Origin of the sequence: Haloarcula sp. CGMCC 1.6347 (genome assembly GCF_037078395.1) — an archaeon.
Classification (GTDB): domain Archaea; phylum Halobacteriota; class Halobacteria; order Halobacteriales; family Haloarculaceae; genus Haloarcula; species Haloarcula amylolytica.
In genome coordinates this window covers 668435-692145 of record NZ_JAYMGX010000002.1, presented here as the reverse complement: position 1 = coordinate 692145, position 23711 = coordinate 668435, and the positions used below count along the sequence as shown (strand labels likewise).

Genomic DNA, 23711 nt, shown 5'->3' with positions numbered 1-23711 from the left:
GTTACTCCCGGTTCAGATAGGCGACCTGCTGGTCTTCTGGGGCGTGCAGGCCGTAGGGCAGGATGCTGCTGGAGAACGTGTACGTGTTGTAGCCGACGTACTCCGCCGACAGCGCCGTCACGTTTGTCCCGAAGACAGTGTAGCTGTTCGGGGCCTGCTCGATAAGTCCCTGCCACACCTTGTCGTACTGCTCGCCCCGGAACTGTGAGTCTTCGACGGCTTCGACGGAGAACCGCGCCTCCGTCGCGATTTCGTCCAGCTCCGGCGTGTCAATCCGGTTGAAGTTACAGCACTGGCCGAAGTTGTCGATGGAGTTGACGGCGTCGTAGAAACTGCCGGGGTTGAACGTCCCCGAGAGGCCGATGAGGACGATGTTGCCCTGCTGGTAGTACTCGGAGCCGAGGATGCGCTGGATGAATGTTGTGAACTCGAAGTCCTCGACGCTGATGTCGAAAAACTCCGTGTTGCTCAGCACCTGCGCGATGAGTTCGGCCTCGCGCAGGCGGTCGTCCGTCGCGTTCGTCTCGATTGTGGCCTCGATTGGCGTCTCGACGCCGCGGTCGTCGACGGCCTCCTGCAGCAGTTCGGTCGCCGCCTCGGTGTTCTGCTCGGTCTGTGGGCGTAGTTCCTCGGTGAGTGCCTCGTAGTCCACCGTCCCCGCTTTGGCGGCCATTTCAGGCAGCGGCGTGTAGGCCGGATTCCGATACCCGTTGTAGATGTTCTCGGCGATCTGGGCACGGGGAATCAGCTGATTGACGCCCCGGCGGATGCGCGGGTCGTCCCACGGCGACTGGGTGACGGGGTACTGGAGGAAGTTGTACGCGCCGGCATTAGTCACGCTGAGCCGGAAGTCCTCGGCACTCCGGTACTCGCCGTACGTGCCGGTGTTGAGCCCGTACGTGAGGTCGATCTCGCCGTTGTTGAGCGCCGCGGCACGGGTCGCGTTGTCCTGCACGATAGCGACCACGACTTCGTCGACGACCGGACTCGTCGGGAAGCCGTCCGGGCCGTCCCACCACTCCAGCGCGTCGAGGCCGAGGTCGTCGAGCCAGTAGTCGTCGAAGGAACTGAACTCGGCACGTTCCTCGGTCTCGTAGGATTCGAACTGGTACGGTCCCGTCCCGATGGGGGTGTGGTCGTTGCGCGGGTCCGCGCCCGTGTCTGGGTACTCCTCGATGTGCTCCATCGGGTACACGTCGACCGGGAGCTGGTTGTCGGCTTCCGCATCGGGCTCTTGCCCGTAGATGTTGACCGTGTAGTCATCAACAACTTCGGCGTAGAGGAACGAGTCGAACGTCTGGGCCGAAATCGAGGAGTTCTCGACGACCTCGTAGGACCGGGCGACGTTCTCGGCGGTCATCTCCTCGCCGTTGTGGAATGTGACGCCCTCGTGGAGTTTGGCCTGGTACTTGATGCCGTAGGTACCGTCTTCGACGGCGTCGGGGGCCTCGTTGACAGTCAGAACTTCACCGGCCTCCTGATTCCGGATGAGTATCTGGTCGTCGGCGACGAGGTTCCCGTCGTCGTCCGTATCCGCCGACACCATGTACGGTTCGTAGGCTCCGTCTTCGATTTCCTGTACGTCCACCCGTTCCCAGGACTTCGCTAGCCAGGGATAGACGGTGCCTGCGGCGTCCTGTGTGATGATACTCTCGTAGACGAGGCCGTGGACGTTCCCGGACGGCGCACTGGTGCTGTAGGACGGGTCAAAGGAGTCGATTCCGGCACCGAGGCCGAACCGGAGGGTCCCCCCGTCCTGAATCTCGTCGACATCGACGTCGACGCGCTCACGGACCGGGTCGGGGGCCCCACCGCCGCCTCCGCTACTGGCTCCGTCGTTGGTACCGGTGTTACAGCCGGCGAGTGCGGCCAGTGTGGCGGCACCCGTAGTCTGAAGCATCCGTCGTCGCGATACTGTCGACGTTCCGCTGGCATCTGCATCTTGAGACATGAACACATCCCTCGGAGGGTAAGATATGTGTTATTGTTGATCATACTTATAGTGTAAACATGATTTCATGAACTGCGACCGAAACCACGGTAAAACGCCATTACACCGACTATGGGTTTTATTGCTTCCTGATGGAGGTAGGAACGGCTTCAGTTGAACAGTCGCCCATGGCACAATCGATAAGATCATCGCTAGTCAAGGAACAATCATGATACATTCAACGGGGCCGCTACTGACAGTCGACCTGTCAGCGGGTGAGACAAACACGGAGGAGATAGACGGCATCCTCGAACAGTACCTCGGTGGTCGCGGTGTCGGGACGCGGCTCGCCCACGAGCGGATCCCGTTCGACGTTGACCCGCTCGGATCGGAGAACCGACTGGTGTTCTCGACGGGGCCGATGCAGGCCGCCCAGATGAGCTTCACCGGCCGGATGAACTGTACCGGCGTCTCGCCGCTGACTGACGGGCTGCTCTCCTCGAACGCCGGCGGGTTCATGTCCAGGAACTTCGCCGATACCGGGTACAGCGCTGTCGAACTCACCGGCGAGAGCGACGAACTCGTCATCCTCCACGTTCGGGACGACGGCGTCGAGTTCGAGGCCGTCCCCGACCTCGCCGGCGCGACTGTTCCCGAGACGCTGGAGTACCTCGACGCCGAACACGGTATCGAGGCCGACCAGACGGCCGTTATCGGCCCGGCCGGCGAGAACCGGGTTCGGTTCGCGTCCATCATGACGAGCGGGGAACGAGCGTTCGGCCGCGGCGGCCTCGGCGCGGTCATGGGTGCGAAAAACGTCAAGGGACTCACGTTCGCGGGCGACTCCCCGCCGGACATCGAGATTCCACCGATACAGACGGACATTCACCGGGAAGCCGCCACAGCGGACCACATCATGAAACGGCAGGGAACCGTCTCGGTGATGGACCTCGCCAACGAGGTCAACGGGCTCCCGTCCTACTACTTCTCCGAGCAGTCGTTCCCGGGTGTAGAGGGCATCAACGGCGACGCAGTCGAATCGAAGAAGTACAAGAAGGGGACCTGCTCGGCGTGTGCGTTCGCTTGCAAGCTCCCGACACGGGACGAGGAGCGCGGCGTCGAAACCGAAGGCCCCGAGTTCGAGGTGGCGATGGCGTTCGGGTCGAACTCCGGCGTCGACGACATCGTGGACGTGATGCAGTCCAACGAACTCTGTGACCGCCTCGGGATGGACGCCATCTCCGCCGGCAACACCGTCGCCGCGTATCTCGACAGCGAGGACGCGTTTGGCGATACCGAGTTGATTCACGAGACCGTCGCGAAAATCGCCCACCGCGACGGTATCGGCGACACGCTGGCGGAGGGTATCGACCGCTGCCACGACGACCTCGGCGTCGAGAACTGGACGGTCAAGGGGATGGACTTCGCGGCTCACGAGGGCCGTGTCCTCCACGGCCAGGGGCTCTCCTACGCCGTCGCCAACCGCGGCGCGGACCACATGTACGCGACGTTCTACTCCGTCGAGTACCCGCTCGTCCCCGACGAACAGGCGGTGGCTCCGGAGGGGACGCTCGGGAAAGCCGGCGTGCTGGTCGAGCGGGAGAACCTGATGGCGCTGAACGACAGCGGCGTCGTCTGCAAGTTCTCGCGGGACTTCATGACCCCCGAGCGCTACGAACAGCTCTTCGATGCCGATTTCGAGGACCTGCTGGCCGTTGGCGCTCGCACCGTGACCCTCGAACGCCACTTCAACAACCAGCGCGGCTTCGACCGGACGGACGACGCGCTCCCCTACGAACTCCCGTCGTTCGAGGCAGCGCTCGACGAGTACTACGACGCGCGCGGCTGGTCCGACGACGGCACGGTCCCCGAGAATACATTGCCGGTCTAGTTCCCGCCCTGGAATCCTCGCAGATAGCTACCTGGCTCCGTCCACACACTGACTCAGTCCGGCCGATCCACCGCCTTCTCCTCGACGGCGAACGCTGTCCGGTGTGAATAAAACCGAGACCCGGCCAGTATCGAGAAAATGCCGACAGTTGCGATCCAGATACGAGCGGACGCTCAGAACGCCGGCTGTAATCCTCGCACCTTGACCGATACGCTCTCACGCAGTGTCCCCATCGGAGGTCGTCGAGTCTGAATCGGCAACCCCCCGTGTACCTTCTGCCCCGGCGTCACAGGGCAGTGTGGCCGCCAACCGCTCGGCGACCATCGGACTGACCAGACCGGCCAGTTCCATCGCTTCCGTCTCGTGGTCGTCGAGATCGAGCACGCCTCGGAAGAACCACGAGACGGTCACGTACGTCTCGTGTAACTCTGCGGCTTCCTCGCGCCCCGATTCAGTTAGCGTCACGCCATCGTAGGGCTCGTACGAGACGAGACCGTCTTCGGCGAGTCGTTGGCACATCTCCGTCACCGCCGCCGGAGACCGATCGAGCATCTCCCCCAACTCTCCCGGTGCGACTGGCGGGTCGTTCCGGTGCTGTGCGATGTAGATCGCCAGCAAATACTCCGGCGCCGTTCTCATCGCTCCGCCGAATCCGCCCCATCCCCGCCGCTTGCTGCGGGCGTACCAGCCGTCGATTCCCCCTTCGACTGCTCCCCGGTCCCGAAGACCACCGCGTAGGCCCAAGCCCACAGTCGAGCGCGCGACCGTTGCGGGCGTTTACCCATCGTCCGGTTCCCCCGATATCCCGCTATCGCTGTCGCCACTCATCAGGCAGACGCCCCCCAATAGTGTCGGCAGAGCACGGGCGGTCGAGCAACTGCTCGCCACTGGGACCTCGGGATATGGCCCGCGGTGCACGCCGCTACCCCGCGAAGGGTGCCGACGTAGTCCTCGACGATACGAAACCGCTTGCCATCGAGCCCTCCGCGGGTCTCTCCCCGTTTGTGCCCCGCACGCAGTACCGTCGTCTGCCATATGTTTTAGGCCAACCTAATAATATAAAACGTCTGCGGTTTTTAGGACTGCCTAATCCAATCTGTGAAGCTCGGTAAGGAACAGTTGAACCCACTGTTCGGCGAAGCGAGTCCGTCGTGTGGTACTCGACCTCGCTACCGGGAACACACCGCCTCTCTCACCGCTGTCTCGAACCGACCCGTTCAGTACGGTTTGACCGATTTGATATCGCATTATATGGTTTATTCAGCCCGCGATCGGCCAAGCTCCGACTCGTCCGTGAACAGCCAACAGAAGGTGAGTAGCGGCTAAAACGTCGCTACTCGGTAAACTCGGTAATAGACTCGAACGCGTCGGTCGCCAGCCGTTCGGCGACTGCGTCCCTGTCCACGTCGCTGATTTCCTGCGGGTACTTTCGTTCGAAGTAGCTCACGATGTTCTCCACATCGCGGGTTAGCAGTTCCCTGGCGTTTTCGTGGTCGGTCGGGACGGCCTGGGGCCAGTCGAAGACGACGACGCCCTCGTTCGTGACGAAGACGTTGTACTCGCTCATGTCCGCGTGGACGTACCCCTCGCGGTAGGCCGTCTGCATCTCCTCAAGCACGAGATCCAGAATCGGCAGTACCTGTTCCGGTTCGAGTTTCGTTCGGGAGAGTTCGACGCCGTCTATCTTCTCCATGACAATCGCATGGCGGTTCGTGTCGATAGGCTGTGGGACTGATACGTCCGGATACAGCGTTTCGAGGGCATCGTACTCCCGTTCGGCGGCCTTCCGGGCGGTGTAGAGCCAGGAGACGTGGTCGCGGTCGGCGGTGTACTCCCGCTCTTTCATCACTTCACGGAAATTGGTGTACCCTTCGCGGTGGTATTTCAGCGCTACCGGTTTGTACGACTGGGCCTCGTACACGTCGCTTTCCTTGCCGACGCCTAGCGGCGACCCAACTCCTTCGATAGTGTCGCGCTCGGCAAAGGTGTGCAGCGCAAGCGTGTCGTACCCCTCGAACGTGAGTTTGAACCCCTCGTACTGGATGGTCTTACGCTCGACCAGCCCCCGGTCCGCACACCGGTCGAGCCGGTAGTCGACGTCTTCCGTCGTCAGCCGGGAGAACTCGGTCAACTTCTCGCGGGCGACGTACTCCGAGAACCGCATCCCCTGTTCGACGCCGGAGAGCAGATGGAAGTCCTCGGGTTCCAGCTCCGCCATCACTGAAGCCACGTTCTGGACCATTAGGGTTCTCTACTGGGCCAACTGGTAAAAGGCCGACGCGTTCGGCGGAGGGCATTGATAAATTAGTATTCGCTATACAAAATCATATCTCGGCCTCGTCGCTGTTCGGTTTGCAATCGGACTGTCGATGTGCCGATCAGTACCGCTGGTGGGCGAGCGGGCTGTTCTGCGGAGTATCCAGTGTTGGTCTTGTCAGTCGCTCCGTGCCGAGTAGACGTTTCAAACCCAGTCCAGCGTCCCCGTGCTGAGTCAGATCAAAGCACAGTGCGCTCGTAAGCGGGCCCAGGTTCCCTCGTGCTGAATATACCTGCTTTAATATGGGTATCTAGCTACTCCGATACGGACTTGGTTTCGATGTTTCGCGCCCAACAGCGTCTGAGACAATGTCCTGCCGAGTAGGGAATACTTTAACCCACATGGTACAGGCTCATATAGTAGTATTATCGGTCGGGTATCACCGCTGTACTACCGTTTCTGTAGCTCAAATCACGACTGAGTACTCGTGAACACGGGCTCTGAACGGTTGCAGACTCCCTTTATATGAACGGTGTCTGAACGGAATCACGAGCGACACATCAATCTAAAAACACAATCCTAATCTCGGTAGCAGTATATGTAATGCGAACAGTAGCTGCCTTTGGCTACTGAATATGTTCTAAATTAGTCTATACTTTTGGTCACCTGAACACAAACAGCCCGTGTGAGCAGACGAAACAAAGATCAACTCAGAGATCTGCTTCGCTCGCTTGCCCTCCATCCCCACGATAGACGACTCGCGTTTCCGGTACTGTTTGCCGTCGGCACGCAACTGTACGTTTTCCTGACAATCACACTCGATTCCACTCGACCGCCCATGGCACCCGACGCCGGTATCTTCCAGCATCTCGGCTGGTATTTGACACGCGGAGGGCGGTTGTACGTCGACGCCTGGGAACCGAAGTTGCCGCTGTCCTACGAGACGACCGGGATACTGGCATTGCTGTCCGGTGGCGATATGTACCGACTCCACCTCCTCAGCGTGGTGCTGATGAGCGGTGCGGTGTGTGCAATCGTCGGACTCGTCGTGATACTGGTCTATGACATCACTGGCGATGATATCGCTGCGCTGCTGGCTGGCCTGTCGATGTTCCTGTTGCCGGGGTTTGCCGTCCGGCCGGCGTATGGGTTCAAAGCGAAATACCTCCTCGTTCTCTGTGGATTACTGGCGATATATCTGTACACGCGTGGCTACCCGGCACTGAGTGGCGTGGCTGCGGCAGCCAGTGTTGGATACTGGCAGGCTGGGGCCATCTTCCCGCTGATCGTGGTCGGTCTAGCGATCCAACGGCGCGACACGCGGGCGCTTGAGCGTGTCGTCGCCGGCGGTCTCGGTTTTACCGTCGTCATGTTGATACCGGTGTTTCTCCTCTGGCATTCAGCCTCGGAGATGGTCGTTCAGGTTCTCCTCGTACCGTTACAAACGGAGGAACACGCGTCGTTGCTCGCTCGGTTCGTCGCCGGTGTCGTCCACTTCAAATGGGCGTCACCGTTCGTCTTGCTCGGTGGACTCGGCCTCGCTCACACCGCTCGATGCTGTTTCACTGACACTGACGGCGTTGCCGGGCGCACCGAATGGTGGATTCCGGTCGGCGCAGCGTGGTTCGCGTTTCTGGTACTGTTCGTCGATTTCGAAACTGGCGGCTACACCGACCTCATTCCGGGGCTCGCGTTCGTCGCAATCGGTATCGGCATGATTGCCACGGTGCTTCGCGACAGACAACAGGCGCAGAATCTCGGCGTCATCCTCGCGCTGGTCCTCGTCGTGAACGTCGCCTTCCTCGGTAGCGTCGGCGTCGTCTTCACACCCGTCGAGACGCCGGGACCGGTGCCGATGTCGGACCTCGAAACCCACGACCTCCCAGCGGCCTACGACGAGGCCGAACCAGTACCGGACGTCCGGTACATCTACTGGCAACAGATCGAGCCGTCGACGTGTCACTACCGGCTCTCGGTGATGGAACTGCGGTGGCTCGACCGAGTCGACTCGTCGGTCGACAGTCGCTGTCTCGACTTCGGGACCGCCAGCGCCCGACTCGGGAACGGATAGCCCGTTACGGTTACGACTCCGCGGAGTCGTAGTCGGAGAGCGACGTTTGCGTCGTTGCGACTGAGCCCGTGATGATGTAGGGAACGATAATCCGGAAGAACTGGGCGGCAAGGACCAGCAGGATCGGGCCCAGGAAGATGCCGTAGAAGCCGAACACGATCGGTCCGAGGATGTACGCGAACATCAACAGGCCGATGTGGGTCAGGTCGCCGCTGACGTACGGCCGAATCAGGAAATCCGGGATCGTGTCGACGACGACCAGCGTGACTGTGAGAAAGAGGACAACCCATGCCAGGGCCGCTGGCTGTCCCGTGACGACCGCGGAGACCGCAAGCAGTGCAGTGACGGGCAGGTAGACGATTTTCATTCCGACAACGGGAACGAGGCTCCCGATGCCGGTGAGTGCGCCGACGAGTGGTGCAAACGGAACCTGCACTGAGCCGGGAGCGACCAGATTGTACAGCGAGAACACGAAAATCCCGATGACACCAGTCACCAGTGCGTTCAGGATGTTCCCAAAGAGAATCGAGGACAGTTCTTCATCGACTGCTGCCGCGTACTCCCTGAGGACGCCCGATCCGTCGAAGGTATCGAGGAACCAGCCGACGAGGCGCGGTCCGTCGGTAAGCAGGTAGTACGTTCCGGCGAACATGATGAACACGCGCAGCAGTAGCGCCGTAAGCATACTTACGGAGTCGATGAGCGTATCGGATATTTGCCCCAGCCACGACTGGACTCTCGCGTTTCGCAACAGGTCGATCACCTCAGCCGGTCCCATTGCCAGCACATCGGTGAAGCCGAGGTCGGCGAGCGGCCCTGGCAGTGAACCACCCTGGAGATCCTGGAACTGCGCGAGGTACGCCGCGCCCAGGCCGCCCTCGCCGAAGAACGCCTGTAACTCGGGGACAATGAGGACGAGCGTGTAGCCGACCAGAACCACGAACGGCAGGAGAAAGAAGAAAATCGTGGCCGCCGCATGGACCTGCTTCTGGTAGGGGACAGCTCGATTCAGGAACGAATCGGGCATCGGGAGCCGCCCGAGCCGTCGATAAATCGGTCGGCTGGCGTAGTACAGGAAGACGGTAAACACGAGCGTCGGGAGGAACTGGGACAGGACGAACCCGACCACGAGGAGGAGTGCTACGCCTGCGAGGGCAAAGAGGGCGCGCCGTCCGAGGTCGGTACTATATTCCATATGTTTTCAATACAACATCTCGATGAAAAATAAAACCACCGGTCGGCTCGATGATTTCTAGCGTGGGCGGAACGAAATGGGCGGCGTCATGCTATCGGCTGTGGCTACAGCCCTTCGAACTGCGCAATCCGCTCCCGCCAGTCTTCGGGGATCGGACGCGAGGATTCCGTGTCGCGATCGTACGTGACGACAGTCGTTTCCCCGGTCGCAGCCACACCGTCTTCGGTCCGGACCTCGTACTCGAAGGGGAAGCTCTTCCCGCCCAGACGGGGCACCCGGACGGCAACGGCGACGGAGTCGCTGATCCGGACCGGTTGGATGTAATCGACTTCGAGGTTCGCGATGACCATGCCGGTGCCCGACTCGCTGCCCGAGAGCAGCGCTTCGCCGCAGTCGACCACGTCGTGCAGGTAGTCGATGCGAGCCTCCTCGAAGTAGGTCGCGTACGTCGCGTTGTTGACGTGGCCGTACGTGTCGATGTCCGTGTACCGGACCTCGACCTCCGTCGTGTACTCGAAGCTCATGCCAGCAGTTCCGCGTGTTTCTCTTTGAGCTTCTCGATTTTCGGCGGGATGGTCAACTGACAGTAACTCTGGTCCGGATTCTTCTCGAAGTAGTCTTGATGGTGCTCCTCGGCGGGATAGAACGTCTCCAGCGGCTCGACTTCGGTGACGATGTCGCTGTCGTAGCCCGGCTCTATCTCCTCGATGAGGGCTTCGACGGTTTCGCGCTGGGCCTCGTCGTGGTAGAACACGGCCGAGCGGTACTGCGTGCCGACGTCGTTGCCCTCCCGGTCTTTCGTCGTCGGGGTGTGCGTCGTGAAGTGGACTGCGAGCAGGTCCTCGTAGCTCACCTCGTCCGGATCGAAAGTGAGCTGTACACACTCGGCGTGGCCCGTCTCCCCGCGGCAGACCGCCTCGTAGCTGGGGTCGGCGACGTGGCCGCCGGCGTAGCCCGAAATCACATCGGTCACGCCGTCGACCTGCTTGAACACCGATTCCGTACACCAGAAGCAACCGCCCGCGAATGTCGCTTGTTCAGTCATCACCGGACGTACGTGCCCGGCGTACAAAACTCACTGGCTGTGTTCGTCGCAGATGGGTGCCGGCCTACCGGTCGACCTCGCCCATGATGGTGTCCAGACTACCTATCGTCGCGACGAGGTCGGGGATGTACTCGCCACGCGCCATCTCGGACAGCGCCTGGACGTGCGAGAAGGAGGGGCCGCGGATCTTGAACCGGGCCGGCGTCTCCGTCCCGTCCGAGCGGATGTAGATGCCGAGTTCGCCCTTCGCGGCCTCGACGGCGCGGTAGATTTCGGTGTCGGGGTCGGGCCGGAGCGTACGGGGGACGTTGGCCTGAATCTCGCGGTCGTCCTCGGGCCAGTCCTCCAGCAGGTCGACACACTGGCCGATGATCTTCGCGGACTCCTCCACCTCGCGCAGGCGCACGAGCAGGCGTGAGAAGTTGTCGCCGCCCTGCTCGGTGACGACCGACCAGTCGAGTTCGTCGTAGTAGCCGTATGGGTCGTCCCGTCGGAGGTCGTAGTCGACGCCGGATGCTCGCGCGACCGGCCCGGTACAGCCGTAGGCCTTCGCGGTTTCGGGCGGGAGGTGGCCCGTGTCAATCGTCCGCAACTGGAGGATCTCGTTGCTGGTGAGCATGTCGTGGTACTCTGTGAGCTTGTGGGGCAGGTCGTCGAGGAACGCGCGTATCTTCTCGAAGAACGCCTCGCGGGGCTCGGGCAGGTCCCAGGCGACGCCGCCCAGCCGCAGGTAGTTGAACATCAGCCGCTGGCCGGTGAGGTCTTCGAGGATGTCCTGGACGAGTTCGCGGTCCCGGACCCCCCACTGGAAGGTAGCGGTGAACTCGCCGACTACGTCCAGCGCGTAGGTCGCGACCGCGAGCATGTGCGAGAGGATGCGCGAGAGCTCCCCGCCCATCGTCCGGATGACCTGGGCGTAGGCCGGCACCTCGATGTCGGCGAGGTCCTCGGCCGCGCGGGCGTAGGCCCACTCGTTCAACAGCCCGGCCCCGCCCCAGTCCCAGCGGTCCGGGTACGGCATGATCTGGTGGCGGTAGGTGCCCTGCTGACACATCTGTTCCTCACAGCGGTGGATGTAGCCGATGTCTGGGTCGACGGCCGCCACCTGCTCGCCGTCGAGTTGGGCGTTCAGGTGCAGGACGCCGTGGGTCGAGGGGTGGTGTGGCCCCATGTTGAGGTGCATCGTCTCCGGCCCCTCGCGGCGGTCTTCGAGCAGGCGCTCGTGCTCGCGAAAGGAGACGATCTGTGGCTGGTCCTGATTGTAGTCCCGGCTCAGCGGGTGGCCCTGCCAGGTCTCGGGCAGGAGAATGCGCCGGAGGTCAGGGTGGTCCGCGTACTCGATGCCGACCAGGTCGTAGGCCTCCCGCTCGTGCCACGCCGCCGTCGGGTACACGGGTGCGGCTGACTCGCTGCTCGGCGACTCCCTGGGCGTCGGAACGACGACCGAGAGTTCCTGTGTCGGGTCGGCGTAGCGCCGCAGGTGATAGATCGTTTCGAACCGGTCGGCGTACTCCTGTGCCGTGACGCAGGCGCAGTGGTCCAAGCCGACATTCTCTTTCAGCGTCGAGAGGACGGTCTGTACTTCGTCAGCGCGGATGACGACAGCCGGAGCGTTCTCGTGGCGTTCGGTGGAGAGGACGTGGTCGGCAATCGGCTCGATAAGCGGATGGACGTCGTCGGTGCGGTGGACTGTCTGGGCCATCTCAGTGTCCGTGCGTTCGGCGGCCGAGTGCCTCGGACTATCCCCTCACGCCCGAGGTTATTTTAAATACTGCTCGGAACAGCCAGGTATGAAATACGTCACGCTCTCGCTGTGGATGGCCCCCGAGGTCCGCCACCCGATGCATCAGTTCGTCGTCGAGCACGACGGCTACGAGGCGAGCTATCTCCTCCGGGGCAACGACATAGGTGCCGACCTCCAGACGCTGCTGTTTCATGTCGACGGCTTCCCGCCGGAGCCCTACCGGGCGGCGCTGGAACAGGCTGACACCGTCCGGGAGTACGCCATTTCGACGTGCCCCGACGAGACGTTCTACCTCTACGTACAGGACTCGCCGTCGACGACCGGCCACGACCTCGTCGACGCGCTCACACGGGCCGGCCTGGTCATCGTCTCGCCGGTGGCCTACCGCGCCGACGGAACGGTCGGGCTCACGCTGGTCGGCCCGGGCGGGACGGTCCAGCAGGCAGTCGAGACGGTGCCCGACGGCGTCTCCGTCGACGTTCGGGAGGTCGGGGAGTACGACAGCCGGCGGCTCGATACCGGGGCGGCGCTCACCGACCGGCAGTTCGAAGCTGTCGCCGCTGCCGTCGACTGCGGGTACTACGCTGACCCCCGCGAGGGCGGTGTCGACGACGTCGCCGCCGAACTGGGCTGTGCTCCCGGAACCGCTGCCGAACACCTTCGGAAGGCCGAGGCCCATGTGATGGCTGACGTACTCGAACAGCGGCCCACATCAGCGGAATAGCCCGCTCTGTACGGTAACCGCCGGAGCGGCCGACTACTGTTTGCCTTCCCGAAAAACTATAAACTCTGGAACAGTGTCTACTAATGCTGGGTTGCGAACACACCACAGGGGCCAGCGGTGGCCCGACTCAGGACGACACTGATCATGGACACAGTAACTATCGACGACGTACCGGTCGAACGGAACCCGATGCAGGTACACGATATCCGCAAGCCCGTCTCCCGAAAACTCGGGACCGAGCATTTCGCGGCGAACTACTTCGAACTCGAACCCGGTGACTCCTTCTCGGGGAGCCTCCACCGCCACCACGACCAGGAAGAAGTGTTCTACATCGAGCAGGGACAGACCACCTTCGAGGTGGGCCTCGACCGCGAGGAGGTCGACGTCTCGGGCGGCGAACTCATTCGCTTCGAACCCGGCGAGTTCCAGCAGGGATACAACGCCGGCGACGAGCGCGTCGTCGGCTGGGCCTTCGGCGCGCCCGGTGCAACTCACGACTGGGACGACCTGGAATCGAGAGCGCACTGCCCGGAGTGTGACGCGGAGACGACCCAGAGCGTCGCCCTCGCCGAGGGCCGGTTCGAACTCACCTGTACCGACTGCGGGAACGTTCAGGGCTAGGACCCACTTCTGTCGCTCTCGTGATTGGAAACAGGTGTTTGTACAGCCAGAAAGCCCCGGCCGGCTGAACTCGGGGGGCTCGCTGCGCTCCTTGTCACTCCCTCCGGTCGCTCCTGTGGTGCTTACATCGCCCGCCTTCGTCCAGCCGGCCACCGGGAGACCTGCGGTCTCCCGAGCAGTCGGCGCACAGCGCCGACAACGCCCCTTTCAGTCCCGCCCAGCATTCTTTGTCCAACCGGCTACGGGTGGGACTGAAAGGGGCCGCTCGCTCGACGTTCGAGGCGATGCAAGCACTGACGAGCGACGTTGAGGAGCGAGGAAGCGCGCAGCGAGTCGCAGGAGTCGAGCGAGCGGGGGCTTTCTGGCTCTTTGCATAAACAACGACCCCGTCAGTCATTCCACCCGCTGCTATAGTAACAATTGAAACGATTTACACACTGATCACACTGCCATCGTGCGATCAGGTGTGCATTGATTTTCAATGGCTACTATAGCCCGCAATTCATATCGCATCGCGTCACGAAGCCCGGGTATGTCACTGGCCGACCTGGAGTGGCGCGTCATCGGCGAGGAAACACGACCCGGACCGATGACGATGGCGCTGGAAGCGGCCGCTGCCGAAACCGTCGCCGCTGGCGGTCCGGCAACGGTTCGAGTGTACACCTGGCCCGATACGCTGTCGCTGGGCTACGGACAGGACCCCGACACGATCGACTGGGAGTTCTGCGAGCGCGAGGACGTTGGGGTGACGCGACGGCCCACCGGCGGTGGGGCGATCTACCACGACAGCGTGGCGGACATCTCGTACGGCATCATCGCGCCGGCCGAGGCCGTGCCGGGCGACCTGATGGCGTGTTACGAGCAGTTCTGCGAGCCGGTGCTCGAAGCGTTCGAACGCATGGGCGTCGACGCGTCGTTTGCCGACGACGAGCGGTCGGCGGTCCACCAGCCGGCCTGTTACCTGCGGCAACTCCATCCGGCCCACGATATCGTCGGCCCCGATGGCCGCAAACTCAGCGGGAACGCCCAGTACCGCCAGAAGGACGCCGTCATCCAGCACGGTTCCCTGTCCGTCTCGCTGCGCCCCGACCGCCACTGCGGCTGTTTCACCGCCGACCCCGACTCGGAGCGGTTCACCGAACGCGTCGGAGCGATAGACGAGTACGCCGATATCGACCGCGCCGAGGCTGTCGAGACGCTCCGCTCGACGCTGGCCGAGTGGGTCGACGCGACCGAGGGCTCGTGGACGGACGACGAACTGGCATGCGCACGCGAGCACGCGGAAGAGAAGTTCGACGCAGACGAGTGGATTCGACGGTCGCCCTGACGCTGGCGGTGCGGTCCGGCGATGACGGCCGTGCCGGGCCACCACGAGCCGCGTCCTATCCTGAAAGATCGCCTTTCAGAGTGTTTCTTCGACAAACTGCGAGATAAGGCGGTCCTCGGCAGTCCGGAGCTGGTACTGCACGGTTGACCGGGGCTCGTCTAGTATCGATGCGAGGTCCTTGACCGAGACTTCCCGCGGCCGCTCGTAGTAGCCGTGGGTCACGGCGGCCTTCAGCACCCGCCACTGTTGGGGCGAGAAGTTCGTCGCGACCCGTTCGGTGGCCTTCCAGTTTCCGGCACTGGTGATGTGAGACACCGAGAGCGTGACGCCGTCGCGGAGGCTCGATTCGATTCTGTCGTACACCTCGCCGATGGGGTTCGACCCCGGATAGAGGACGCGCCAGCGGTACTCGTCGCCAGTCCGCCGGGATTCGAAGATAGTCCCCTCACTGACGTGCCGGTGCAGGAAACTCGGCAGCGACTGACAGCCGCTGATTTCGCGACGTAACGTGTACACTGTCCGTGACGTTTCCCCGCGGTCCAGCATGTGGTACGTCCGCGTCGTCTCACAGCTCACGACGTCGAAACACTCGTTACAGCGGTCTTCGTCCAGGAAGACCTCGTCGAACGCGTTCAGGGCCTCGGGCGTCCCTTTCGCGTGGTCCAGCCGCCACATGTGGTCGTCACCGACGAAGATGGCTGAGGACCACACAGAGAGGCTTTCGTACTGCCGGAACACGTCCATCAGGCTATCGGCTCCCGCGTCGAACTGCAAGACGAACTCGAACTCGCGTGTTTCATCAACTGCGGCCTGTGATTCAGTCATTTGGCTATTACTAACTTATCGAGGCCGGTATAAGTCGATTACCAGTCGACTGAAGACGCTCAAAACTAGATGGTTGGCTATTGCTAAGAATACGTGGTCGATTCATCGTGACCCTCACACCTGCAATGACGGGCTACGAGGGTGGACTGTCCAGCGTTACTGACAACAGAACTACGTTACCGTTTTGTGGCAACCCGGCCAAGCAGTAGCATGGTCTCGTCCCCCGCTGATGACGGCTCTGCCGACACCTCCGCCGACCCTCGGGCAGCCGACGGCAGCGCCGCAACGCTTTCCGAGGAAGAACTGTACGCGATTGTCCGGGTGGCTACCGAGGACGCAGTGCTCGGCGCGCTCGGCACGCTCATGTTGGTCGGTATCGGCATCGTACTGGCCTCCTGGGGCGCAGCGTTACTACTGTCAGCAACGCCGCTCCCGGCAGCTATCGGTGTAGTACTCGTCCTGTTCGGTGCATACCTCGCGCTATCGAGCCTCCGCATGATCCCACCCGTCCGCGAGTGGATCTGAGGCGGTCGGGTATCTCTGTTCCCCGGTCTGTCGTCCCGCTCCGGCGAAATCCGGACACGAGCTATAACCGATCGTACCACTCCGGAACCTCTTTTGTCGGGCATCACCGACCGGTGTGCATGGTACGAGTCGGGGCACACACCTCTATCGCCGGCGGCGTCTACAACGCCGTCGAGGAACAGGTCGAGTACAGCGGCAACTGCGGGCAGATATTCTCCCATTCGCCGCAGGTCTGGCAGGACCCGAACATCGACGACGACGAGGCTGAGCAGTTCCGCGACCTCGCAGCCGACCACGGCGTCGGCCCGTGGGTCATCCACTCGTCGTATCTGGTCAACCTCTGTACGCCCAAAGACGACCTCCGCGAGAAGTCGCTGGACTCCATGCAGAAGGAGGTCGACGCCGCCGCGAAGCTGGGCATCGAGTACGTCAACGTCCACCTCGGCGCTCACACCGGCGCGGGCGTCGACGGCGGCTTGGACAACGCCGCGAGCGTACTGGACGACCTCGACATCCCCGAGGGGGTCACCGTGCTGGTCGAGTCCGACGCGGGCAGCGGGACGAAACTCGGCGGCCAGTTCGAGCACCTGGCGACGGTCCGGGAACGAACCGACCAGGACATCGAGTTCTGTCTCGACACGGCCCATATGTTCGCTGCGGGCTACGACCTCTCGACGCCCGAGGCCGTCGAGGAGACGCTGGCGGAGTTCGACGAGGTCGTCGGCTTCGATGATCTCGCCTGCGTCCACCTCAACGACTCCAAACACGAGTGCGGGACGAACAAGGACGAACACGCCCACATCGGCGAGGGCCACATCGGCGAGGACGGGATGCGCGCGTTCGTCAACCACGGCGCCATCCGCGACGTGCCGCTGGTGCTCGAGACGCCGACCGAGGACGGCAAGAGCTTCGCCTGGAACATCGAGCGCGTCAAAGAGCTGCGCGGCGAATAGACGCCGCTATCGAGCGCACGTATCCGATCTCCTCGATTCTGTGAGGGAGCGCGAGCGCGTTCGACCGCGGTACTTTTTAGGTCGACTCGACTCTGCGGAACTGTGCGCAGGTTCTCCGCCGACTACCTCGAAACCACCCGCCGGGGGATGTGGGCCGACTCCCGCGCGGCGCTCTCGGGCTTGCAGTTGGGCGAGTGCGAGCGCGTCCTCGACGTGGGGTGTGGGACCGGCGAGCTGACCCGCGTCCTCCGCGAGGAGACCGACGGAACGGTCGTCGGCCTCGACGCCGATACGGACCTGCTGGCCGCCGCCGGCGACCCGACCGTCTGCGGGGACGCGACGCGACTCCCTTTTGCCGACGACAGCTTCGACCTGGTGGTGTGTCAGGCGTTGCTCATCAACCTCCCAGACCCCGAGGTCGCGGTTCGGGAGTTCGCCCGCGTCGCCACCGACCGCGTGGCCGCCATCGAGCCGAACAACGCCGCCGTCACCGTCGAGTCGACCGTCGACGCGGAACCGATACTGGCCCGCCGCGCTCGTCGGCTCTTTCTCGATGGCGTGCGAACGGACGTCACCCTCGGTAGCGACGCCGCCGACGTGTTCCGCGACGCGGGGCTGTCCGTCGTCTCGACGACACAGTACGACCAAGAGCAGCGCATCGAGCCGCCCTACGACGACGCGGCGATGCAGGCGGCCCGGCGGAAGGCGACCGGGACCGGACTGGCCCACGACCGCGAGACGATTCTCAACGGCGAGGCGACGCCCGCCGAGTACGACGCGCTCCGGGAGCGCTGGCGGTCGATGGGCCGTGACGTAATCGAGCAGATGCAAGCGGAGGCCTACGAACGCCGCGAGACGGTCCCGTTCTTCGTCACTGTCGGCGAGGTTCCGTGACCTGCTCGTTCTCGGCTTCAGGGAGGAAATAGCCCGCCAGTCTGTAGACTGCGCCGTCCAGCAGGCTGGCGACCAGTCCGACGACGCCGCCGACGACAGCGGCGACACCGGCCCCGATGAGCAAGACAAGCAGCACCGCCTGCAGTCGGACCCCGCCGCTCTGTATTGTCGGCACGAGCGCCACCGCGAACAGGCCCAGCAGGAACGCGACGCCGGTGGCACAGCCGGCCGCAACTCCGTGGAGGACGAGCGTGCTGACTCCGGCCGAGTCGAGCGCCACCCGGCCGTGAACCCATCGGACCGCCAGGACGAACAGCGCCCAGAGGTAGCAGAAGACGGCCACGCCGACGAGGGTGTTCAGCCCGGCGAGCAGGTCGGCGAGACCGCCGCTCGCGTGAGCGGCGAGGACGCCGAGCAGGACGAACAGGGCGGTGTCGAACGTGGCGAGCGTCCACGTCACGAGCGAGACCGGTCGCGCGTTGGCCCGTTCCGCGGTGTGTGCTGGCTCGGTCTCGGCCCCGGTCGTTATCTCGCTTTCAGCTCTCCGCTCACGGCGGTCCTCAGCCATGTGCGAGGACCTCCGCGAGGACGACGATACCGAGGAGGACCGCTGCCGTCACGCCGTACGCCCGCGAAAGCGTTCGCAGAAGGGTTGGGGACAGGTCACCGGATGTTGCCTCGCGGTCGCTGGCTTGAACGAGGAGGAGCGTCCGGACGACCGATCCCACGACGAGGGCGACGACGACGACGAGTTTCACCAGCAGGGTCCGTCCCCAGTCGGTTCCGGGACCCGGCGGTCCGAGCGTGCCGAGGTTGCCGACGCCGGTGAACACGAGCACGCCGACGCCGGCCCAGAACAGCCACTCGAACTGTCGCGCGGGCGCGAGCGAGGCGATAGCGCCGCTCCGATAGCTGTACCAGAGGAGGGTCGTACCGCCGACGAGGGCCGCCATCGCGAGGACGTGGAGGGTTCGAATCGGGAGGGCTGCCATAGCTGTCGCTTCACCCGCAGGTCGCAAAGAACACAGGGGTCAGTTTGACTGGTCGATTGTCACCACGTTCTCACCCGTCGCCACGTTGTACCGCGTCGACGGGTCGACAGTCAGGCTGACGACGCCGCTGTCGAGCGCGTCCGGATGCTCGAATCTGGCGACCGTCGACCGGGCGGTGAAATCGCTGGTGTAGACACAGGGCTGTGTGTAACAGCCGAACGCGTGGATGCCGTCCGCCGTCTCCTCGATGCGTTTCAGGTGGGGGAGAATCGACCCGGAGCCCCAGCCGGTCTGAACGACGAGGACGGCGTGACTCTCGAAGTCGGTGTCGGCGGCGAGACTGTACGCGTCACCGCTGTTGTCTTCGAGTCGCTCGATGTCGTCGGCGTCTGTCAGCAGTGTCGCGTAGAGCTGGTCACCGTTGTCGTTTGAACCCGTCCGTAGCCCTTCGTCGGCAAACAGCGTCCCTCGCGTCGACGCCTGCTCGAACGACAGCGACGGCTCGGCCGGCATGTTCGCACAGAGATACAGCGGGTCGCGGTCGCCCTCGCCGGAGTTGTCGAAGTCGCACTCGACGTCCTCGATTTCGTATGGCGGCGTATCGACCCGGTCCAGGTCGCCGGGCAGCCCGTCCGGCGTGTCCGTCGGCGTTTCGTCGTCGGTGGCCGTCTCCGTGCCGCCGTCCTCCGTCTCGGTGTCGGTGGCTCCGTCGTCCGTCTCGGTGCCGGGAGCAGTTCCCGGCGACGGATGCGTGCGTGTTTCCGTGCCGCCGTCCCCACTGCCGTTCCCGCCCGGCGCGAGACAGCCGCTCAGGGCACCCATTGCCATGCCACCGACCAGTCCCAGGGTCGCTCGTCGCGTCCGTTGCATACGATTCCCTTCCCGTGGTGTGGGTGTATCCCTTCCGTTCGCTCAAAATCGCGTTGTAGTTGTCATGGACTGTGTTCGCGCCCGGCGGCCCCATGCGGGGCGATGTTGACCGCCGATAGACCCTTGCGGGGCGAGCAGCTACGGACGACACGTACCGATTCGCGTCTCTACATGATACCACCGCTCGTCCGCCGCTGTCCGGAGTGCCGACACGTTACCTGGAGCCGTCGGTTCGCTGCCGTCGACGACGGCGAGCGCGGCTCGGGGCTCGTCGAGTGTCCCGCCTGCGGACACCGATTCTCGACGGTCGACGCGCCATGGCTGCAGTAATCGGCCTACCAAAGCCGGCGGCGACCGCCTACACCACGTCGCCCCGAACCGTCGCTCCCTCCTGCTGTGCCCGGTACTCTTTGACCGCGTCGGCGGCATCGCCGGCCTCCGTCTCGTCCATCCCGAGCATCGACAGCGACTGGGTCAGCGTCGGGAAGACGAACTCGTTGTCACGGAGCTTCTGGAACGCGTCGGGCGACCGTTCGCCGTCGAGCCACAGGCAGGCCCCGCGCGGGTCCAGAATCTGTTCGTAGTCGTTTCGCATCTTCGCCCCCTTGAGCCGCTGGGTGACGTTGTCCTCGAAGGAGGCGTTACACACCTCCAGGTGGACCGGCTCGTCGTCGTTCAGGAGGTGGGCGGCGAGGCACTTTTCGGGCGCAGCGTGGCCGTTGGCGTTCGCGCGGATGTACTCGGGATGCTCGTCGGCCCACGCGGCGCGGACGGTCTTGCCGACGCCGTCGACGCCGTGACTGCGCTGGAACTCTTCGGCGCGCTCCGGCGCGTCCTTGAACAGGATGTCCTTGGTGACGTACACGTCCAGTCGCTCGACCGGGTCCAGCCCGAGCGCCACGTCGCCGTACACCCACACCTCCCGGACCGGGACCGGCATCGTCTCGTCCTCGACTGTGGCGACGATTTCCTCGACCCGCTCGACTGCCTCCGGACGGTCCAGACTCATTGTCTCCGCTACCAGTTGCGTGGCCTAAACGCTGACTCTCCGTGCCCGTCATGTCGCGTGTCGCCCGTACCATGTCGGGGTGGTCGATCTATGCCACGCCGTAGTGGTCAGCTCCGGACGTGGTCGGCCGCGATTTCGCTCCCTTTGACACAGGCGACGGTGCCAAGGCCTGGCCATGTGGTGTCACCGGCGAGGTAGAACCCCTCGACGCCCACGTCCTGTGGGACGGCCCCCTGGTTCGCGTTCGCCGGCGTCTGCCTGTATCCCCCGACAGCCCCGCGGGGTCTGTTCGTGAACTGTTCGTAGGTGACCGGCGTCGCCACCTCGGAGACGACCGGATCGGTCCCGAGGTCGGGATAGACGGTCCGGCCGCCTGCAAGTAGTTGCTCGCGAGCGGCCGCCTTCTGTTCCCCGTAGGCCGCCTCGTCAAGGCCTTGCCACGGCTCGACTGCACAGTGGGTGGACAGCATGACTGCCCGGTGTCCTGCCGGTGCGCTCACGTCGTCACCCGGCGCGGAGACGGAGACGAACATGTTGTTCCCGTTGCCCAGCGGTTCGTCGTAGGCCTGCAGAATTTGGTGGTGCGTCCGCTCGCGGCTGTCGACCTCGGCTGCCGGGACGCCGAGAAACAGCACGAGTGCGCTCCCTTCGTGGGCTTGCAGCATCGAACAGTAGTCGTCGAGTCTGTCGCCGACGACCGTCGGCGCGAGGCTTCTGGTAACGGGGACTGGGACAGTGCTGACGACCTGATCTGCGTCGACCGGACCAGCCGCCGAGTCCACGCGAAAGCCGCCGTTGGAGTCGGTCACCGCAGTCACGGTTCGCCCGGTCTCGACTCGCCCGCCGATGTCCGTGTACTGGTCGACGAAGGACTCCCAGAAGCCGTACATCCCACCGGTCGCCCGGCCCAGCCCCGTCCGACGGATCGTCATCCCGAGGACGGCGTTCAACAGCGGCGCGTCGTCGAGCGTGGCATGGACCGTATCCTCGACGAGCATCGAGACGACTGCTCGGAGCGGTCGGTCGTCGTACACGCCGTGGTCGCGCATCGCGTCGGCCATCGTCCAGCGGAGATATCTGGCCAGCGGAAGGTCCCGAAGGCCGACCGCGCGGGCGTTCCGAACGAGGTCGCCGGCGCTCCGTATCGGCATCTTGACGTCTGTTCTGGTGAGCCGCCAGAGCCGCGCCGAGAGGTCGTCGATGAAGTCGTAGAACGCGAGATGTCGCTTGTCGTCGCCGAGTTTCGTACGCCGCTCGGCGTCCCAGTCGGCTTGGTCGCGGTACAGCGTCACTGTCCGGTCCGGCAGCCAGACATCGTAGGCGTCCTGTATCGCTATCGCTGGGGGATCGAAGCCGACGGCCGACAGTAGCTTGCCGCCGACACCCTCTGGCACGAAATCGACGAGTGTTGTCGCGCCGACGTCGAACCGGAACCCCGCCCGCTCGTAGTAGCCCGCACAGCCGCCGACGCTGTGGTGCTGTTCGAGAACGACCGTCGAGTAACCGTCCGCCTGCAGTCGCGCGGCCGTGCTCATCCCGGCGACACCGCCGCCGATGACGGCCACGTCCGCGGACTCAGTTCCCATGACTCCCCACCTGTGAGAGTATCCCGCACCCACTCGTCGCGGTGAGGACTGTGACTCGTCCGAGTTCGTTTTGCCGGCACAGACTCATTGGTCCAGCTACATGTGTGACGGTCTAAATAGTATCTACCGGGAGCCGAACACTCATCTGTCAGTGCGGTGTCTCCGCCGTTATGTCCTCCCTCCAGACGCAGTTCCGGGACCTGACTGAGTGGGCTGACGATTCCTCCCCCCTGTACGCCCACCTTTGCCACCACGCCGCGACGGACCGGCAAATACTGGACCTCGCGGCGACCGCACCGGCGGGCCGCCAGGCCCCGCACCTCCTGCTGGCCGCGGTCCAGTACCTGCTTCGGCGTCACCCGGACCACCGGCTGGCCGAGTACTATTCGAATGTCTCCCCGTCGGCGCGCGATCCCGACGAGGAGTGTTTCCCGGCCTTCCGCGCGTTCTGTCTCGACCATGCCGACGACATCCGGGCGCTCCTGCGGAGTCGGCGCACGCAGACGAACGCGGTGCGGCGCAGCGCGGTCCTCTATCCGGCCGTCGCACAGGTGGCCCGCGCCGCCGACGGGCCGCTCGCGCTGGTGGAACTCGGGCCGAGCGCCGGCCTGAACCTCCTGTTCGACCGCTACCGCTACGATTACGACGGTCGCGTAGTGGGTAACGGCGACTCACTAGTCACCATCGAGAGCAGCGTCCGGCGCGGCGATCCGCCGCTTCCAGAGACCCCTCCAGCTATCCGCTCCCGGGTTGGCATCGACCGCAATCCGCTCGACGTGACCGACGAGGCCGACAGGGACTGGCTCCGCGCGCTCGTCTGGCCCGAACACGAGGCGCGGCGCGCCGTTTTAGACGGTTCGCTGTCGGTTGCGCGGGACGACCCACCCGAGCTTATCGAGGGCGATATGCTCGATGACCTGCCAGCGGTACTCGACGAGATTCCGTCCGACGTACCGGTCTGTGTCGTGAACACGCTCGTGCTGTATCAGGTCTCGGCGGAACTGAGCGAGGCGCTGACGGCGTTTCTCGAAGAGTTGATGGCCGAGCGCCCGCTGCACTGGCTCACCGGTCAGCGGGACCTGTCGGGCGGCGAGTCGGTGGGGCTGGACTGGAGGCGCTGGACTGATGGCGACATCGAAACGACACGTCTCGCCGACTACGAGCCACACGGGGCGTGGCTATCGTGGCGGCCCTGAGCGCACCAACTGGCTACCCACGCCGGCAACACGACGGGCGGCTGTCAGGCGTTCAC

At 63.9% G+C, this 23711-nt stretch carries 23 protein-coding genes; 10 read left to right on the top strand and 13 right to left on the bottom strand.

Annotated elements, in window-relative coordinates; all coding sequences use genetic code 11:
- Position 1 precedes the first annotated feature (1 nt).
- Positions 2-1951 carry an ABC transporter substrate-binding protein gene (locus VI340_RS11880; protein ID WP_336358409.1) on the bottom strand — a complete coding sequence of 650 codons (1950 nt, stop codon included), beginning with the start codon at positions 1949-1951 and terminating at the stop codon, positions 2-4.
- A 208-nt stretch (positions 1952-2159) separates the two neighbouring features.
- Between VI340_RS11880 and VI340_RS11875 the strand changes: the two genes are divergently transcribed.
- Positions 2160-3821: an aldehyde ferredoxin oxidoreductase family protein gene (locus tag VI340_RS11875; RefSeq protein WP_008308071.1), complete on the top strand. Its 1662-nt coding sequence runs from the start codon at positions 2160-2162 to the stop codon at positions 3819-3821.
- A 216-nt stretch (positions 3822-4037) separates the two neighbouring features.
- On the opposite strand, the gene VI340_RS11870 is transcribed toward VI340_RS11875, so the two are convergent.
- Entirely contained in the window at positions 4038-4460 is a 423-nt protein-coding gene (locus tag VI340_RS11870) for a metal-dependent transcriptional regulator (protein ID WP_008308073.1), read from the bottom strand.
- 694 nt (positions 4461-5154) lie between these two features.
- Positions 5155-6063 (bottom strand): serine/threonine-protein kinase RIO2, encoded by a 909-nt coding sequence (locus VI340_RS11865; protein ID WP_008308075.1) that lies wholly within the window; start codon positions 6061-6063, stop codon positions 5155-5157.
- 853 nt (positions 6064-6916) lie between these two features.
- On the opposite strand from VI340_RS11865, the gene VI340_RS11860 reads away from it, so the two are divergent.
- On the top strand, positions 6917-8149 hold the full coding sequence (locus VI340_RS11860) for a DolP-mannose mannosyltransferase (protein WP_008308077.1): 1233 nt from the start codon (positions 6917-6919) through the stop codon (positions 8147-8149).
- A gap of 10 nt (positions 8150-8159) precedes the next feature.
- Here the strand turns inward: VI340_RS11860 and VI340_RS11855 are convergent, their stop codons facing one another.
- The 4 genes from VI340_RS11855 to VI340_RS11840 all read right to left on the bottom strand — a co-directional run bounded on the left by VI340_RS11855 (position 8160) and on the right by VI340_RS11840 (position 12091).
- On the bottom strand, positions 8160-9344 hold the full coding sequence (locus VI340_RS11855; RefSeq protein WP_008308079.1) for an AI-2E family transporter: 1185 nt from the start codon (positions 9342-9344) through the stop codon (positions 8160-8162).
- A 104-nt stretch (positions 9345-9448) separates the two neighbouring features.
- Positions 9449-9868: an acyl-CoA thioesterase gene (locus VI340_RS11850; protein WP_008308081.1), complete on the bottom strand. Its 420-nt coding sequence runs from the start codon at positions 9866-9868 to the stop codon at positions 9449-9451.
- Entirely contained in the window at positions 9865-10389 is a 525-nt protein-coding gene (gene msrA, locus VI340_RS11845; RefSeq protein WP_336328961.1) for a peptide-methionine (S)-S-oxide reductase MsrA, read from the bottom strand. The genes VI340_RS11850 and msrA overlap by 4 nt, the downstream gene beginning before the upstream one ends.
- A gap of 64 nt (positions 10390-10453) precedes the next feature.
- Positions 10454-12091: an NADH-quinone oxidoreductase subunit D gene (locus tag VI340_RS11840; protein WP_336358408.1), complete on the bottom strand. Its 1638-nt coding sequence runs from the start codon at positions 12089-12091 to the stop codon at positions 10454-10456.
- A gap of 88 nt (positions 12092-12179) precedes the next feature.
- Here VI340_RS11840 and VI340_RS11835 point away from each other — a divergent pair, with 88 nt between their 5' ends.
- The 3 genes from VI340_RS11835 to VI340_RS11825 all read left to right on the top strand — a co-directional run bounded on the left by VI340_RS11835 (position 12180) and on the right by VI340_RS11825 (position 14805).
- Entirely contained in the window at positions 12180-12857 is a 678-nt protein-coding gene (locus VI340_RS11835; RefSeq protein ID WP_336358407.1) for a helix-turn-helix domain-containing protein, read from the top strand.
- A 144-nt stretch (positions 12858-13001) separates the two neighbouring features.
- Positions 13002-13478 carry a cupin domain-containing protein gene (locus VI340_RS11830; RefSeq protein WP_336328964.1) on the top strand — a complete coding sequence of 159 codons (477 nt, stop codon included), beginning with the start codon at positions 13002-13004 and terminating at the stop codon, positions 13476-13478.
- 532 nt (positions 13479-14010) lie between these two features.
- On the top strand, positions 14011-14805 hold the full coding sequence (locus VI340_RS11825; RefSeq protein ID WP_008308087.1) for a lipoate--protein ligase family protein: 795 nt from the start codon (positions 14011-14013) through the stop codon (positions 14803-14805).
- A 75-nt stretch (positions 14806-14880) separates the two neighbouring features.
- Here the strand turns inward: VI340_RS11825 and VI340_RS11820 are convergent, their stop codons facing one another.
- Complete coding sequence (locus VI340_RS11820) at positions 14881-15630, bottom strand: helix-turn-helix domain-containing protein (protein WP_008308088.1); 750 nt, start codon at positions 15628-15630, stop codon at positions 14881-14883.
- A 210-nt stretch (positions 15631-15840) separates the two neighbouring features.
- On the opposite strand from VI340_RS11820, the gene VI340_RS11815 reads away from it, so the two are divergent.
- The 3 genes from VI340_RS11815 (at position 15841) to VI340_RS11805 (ending at position 18002) form a co-directional block, all read left to right on the top strand.
- The gene (locus VI340_RS11815) at positions 15841-16155 is read left to right on the top strand and encodes a hypothetical protein (protein WP_336358406.1); all 315 of its coding nucleotides are present in this window, start codon (positions 15841-15843) and stop codon (positions 16153-16155) included.
- A 119-nt stretch (positions 16156-16274) separates the two neighbouring features.
- Entirely contained in the window at positions 16275-17108 is an 834-nt protein-coding gene (locus VI340_RS11810) for a deoxyribonuclease IV (RefSeq protein ID WP_336358405.1), read from the top strand.
- Positions 17109-17255: 147 nt separating this feature from the next.
- The gene (locus VI340_RS11805) at positions 17256-18002 is read left to right on the top strand and encodes a class I SAM-dependent methyltransferase (RefSeq protein WP_336358729.1); all 747 of its coding nucleotides are present in this window, start codon (positions 17256-17258) and stop codon (positions 18000-18002) included.
- Here VI340_RS11805 and VI340_RS11800 read toward each other — a convergent pair.
- Genes VI340_RS11800 through VI340_RS11790 form a run of 3 tightly spaced genes read right to left on the bottom strand, consistent with a single transcriptional unit; the run spans position 17980 to position 19864 of the window.
- Positions 17980-18570, bottom strand: coding sequence for a hypothetical protein (locus VI340_RS11800; protein ID WP_336358404.1), 591 nt, complete (start codon positions 18568-18570; stop codon positions 17980-17982). The two genes, VI340_RS11805 and VI340_RS11800, sit on opposite strands and share 23 nt — an antisense overlap.
- Positions 18563-18994 carry a CopD family protein gene (locus VI340_RS11795; RefSeq protein ID WP_336328968.1) on the bottom strand — a complete coding sequence of 144 codons (432 nt, stop codon included), beginning with the start codon at positions 18992-18994 and terminating at the stop codon, positions 18563-18565. The genes VI340_RS11800 and VI340_RS11795 overlap by 8 nt, the downstream gene beginning before the upstream one ends.
- Positions 18995-19033: 39 nt before the next feature.
- A complete protein-coding gene (locus VI340_RS11790; RefSeq protein WP_336358403.1) occupies positions 19034-19864 on the bottom strand; it encodes a hypothetical protein in 831 nt (276 codons plus the stop codon).
- A gap of 171 nt (positions 19865-20035) precedes the next feature.
- Between VI340_RS11790 and VI340_RS11785 the strand changes: the two genes are divergently transcribed.
- On the top strand, positions 20036-20194 hold the full coding sequence (locus VI340_RS11785; RefSeq protein ID WP_008308102.1) for a hypothetical protein: 159 nt from the start codon (positions 20036-20038) through the stop codon (positions 20192-20194).
- A 28-nt stretch (positions 20195-20222) separates the two neighbouring features.
- Here VI340_RS11785 and VI340_RS11780 read toward each other — a convergent pair whose 3' ends face one another.
- Positions 20223-20873: a DUF7095 family protein gene (locus VI340_RS11780; protein ID WP_004591112.1), complete on the bottom strand. Its 651-nt coding sequence runs from the start codon at positions 20871-20873 to the stop codon at positions 20223-20225.
- 107 nt (positions 20874-20980) lie between these two features.
- Complete coding sequence (locus VI340_RS11775; RefSeq protein WP_336358402.1) at positions 20981-22459, bottom strand: phytoene desaturase family protein; 1479 nt, start codon at positions 22457-22459, stop codon at positions 20981-20983.
- Between the two features lie 170 nt (positions 22460-22629).
- On the opposite strand from VI340_RS11775, the gene VI340_RS11770 reads away from it, so the two are divergent.
- Complete coding sequence (locus tag VI340_RS11770) at positions 22630-23655, top strand: DUF2332 domain-containing protein (RefSeq protein ID WP_336328971.1); 1026 nt, start codon at positions 22630-22632, stop codon at positions 23653-23655.
- Positions 23656-23711 lie beyond the last annotated feature (56 nt).

Excerpts from the sequence above, each read along its gene's own strand:
- VI340_RS11820 (WP_008308088.1), bottom strand. The coding sequence starts at position 15,630 with ATGACTGAATCACAGGCCGCAGTTGATGAAACACGCGAGTTCGAGTTC.
- VI340_RS11815 (WP_336358406.1), top strand. The coding sequence starts at position 15,841 with ATGGTCTCGTCCCCCGCTGATGACGGCTCTGCCGACACCTCCGCCGAC.
- VI340_RS11880 (WP_336358409.1), bottom strand. The coding sequence starts at position 1,951 with ATGTCTCAAGATGCAGATGCCAGCGGAACGTCGACAGTATCGCGACGA.
- VI340_RS11790 (WP_336358403.1), bottom strand. The coding sequence starts at position 19,864 with ATGCAACGGACGCGACGAGCGACCCTGGGACTGGTCGGTGGCATGGCA.
- VI340_RS11775 (WP_336358402.1), bottom strand. The coding sequence starts at position 22,459 with ATGGGAACTGAGTCCGCGGACGTGGCCGTCATCGGCGGCGGTGTCGCC.
- VI340_RS11870 (WP_008308073.1), bottom strand. The coding sequence starts at position 4,460 with ATGAGAACGGCGCCGGAGTATTTGCTGGCGATCTACATCGCACAGCAC.
- VI340_RS11780 (WP_004591112.1), bottom strand. The coding sequence starts at position 20,873 with ATGAGTCTGGACCGTCCGGAGGCAGTCGAGCGGGTCGAGGAAATCGTC.
- VI340_RS11835 (WP_336358407.1), top strand. The coding sequence starts at position 12,180 with ATGAAATACGTCACGCTCTCGCTGTGGATGGCCCCCGAGGTCCGCCAC.
- VI340_RS11830 (WP_336328964.1), top strand. The coding sequence starts at position 13,002 with ATGGACACAGTAACTATCGACGACGTACCGGTCGAACGGAACCCGATG.
- VI340_RS11850 (WP_008308081.1), bottom strand. The coding sequence starts at position 9,868 with ATGAGCTTCGAGTACACGACGGAGGTCGAGGTCCGGTACACGGACATC.
- VI340_RS11855 (WP_008308079.1), bottom strand. The coding sequence starts at position 9,344 with ATGGAATATAGTACCGACCTCGGACGGCGCGCCCTCTTTGCCCTCGCA.
- VI340_RS11795 (WP_336328968.1), bottom strand. The coding sequence starts at position 18,994 with ATGGCAGCCCTCCCGATTCGAACCCTCCACGTCCTCGCGATGGCGGCC.
- VI340_RS11875 (WP_008308071.1), top strand. The coding sequence starts at position 2,160 with ATGATACATTCAACGGGGCCGCTACTGACAGTCGACCTGTCAGCGGGT.
- VI340_RS11825 (WP_008308087.1), top strand. The coding sequence starts at position 14,011 with ATGTCACTGGCCGACCTGGAGTGGCGCGTCATCGGCGAGGAAACACGA.
- VI340_RS11860 (WP_008308077.1), top strand. The coding sequence starts at position 6,917 with ATGGCACCCGACGCCGGTATCTTCCAGCATCTCGGCTGGTATTTGACA.
- VI340_RS11785 (WP_008308102.1), top strand. The coding sequence starts at position 20,036 with ATGATACCACCGCTCGTCCGCCGCTGTCCGGAGTGCCGACACGTTACC.
- VI340_RS11840 (WP_336358408.1), bottom strand. The coding sequence starts at position 12,091 with ATGGCCCAGACAGTCCACCGCACCGACGACGTCCATCCGCTTATCGAG.
- VI340_RS11805 (WP_336358729.1), top strand. The coding sequence starts at position 17,256 with ATGTGGGCCGACTCCCGCGCGGCGCTCTCGGGCTTGCAGTTGGGCGAG.
- VI340_RS11770 (WP_336328971.1), top strand. The coding sequence starts at position 22,630 with ATGTCCTCCCTCCAGACGCAGTTCCGGGACCTGACTGAGTGGGCTGAC.
- VI340_RS11865 (WP_008308075.1), bottom strand. The coding sequence starts at position 6,063 with ATGGTCCAGAACGTGGCTTCAGTGATGGCGGAGCTGGAACCCGAGGAC.
- msrA (WP_336328961.1), bottom strand. The coding sequence starts at position 10,389 with ATGACTGAACAAGCGACATTCGCGGGCGGTTGCTTCTGGTGTACGGAA.
- VI340_RS11800 (WP_336358404.1), bottom strand. The coding sequence starts at position 18,570 with ATGGCTGAGGACCGCCGTGAGCGGAGAGCTGAAAGCGAGATAACGACC.
- VI340_RS11810 (WP_336358405.1), top strand. The coding sequence starts at position 16,275 with ATGGTACGAGTCGGGGCACACACCTCTATCGCCGGCGGCGTCTACAAC.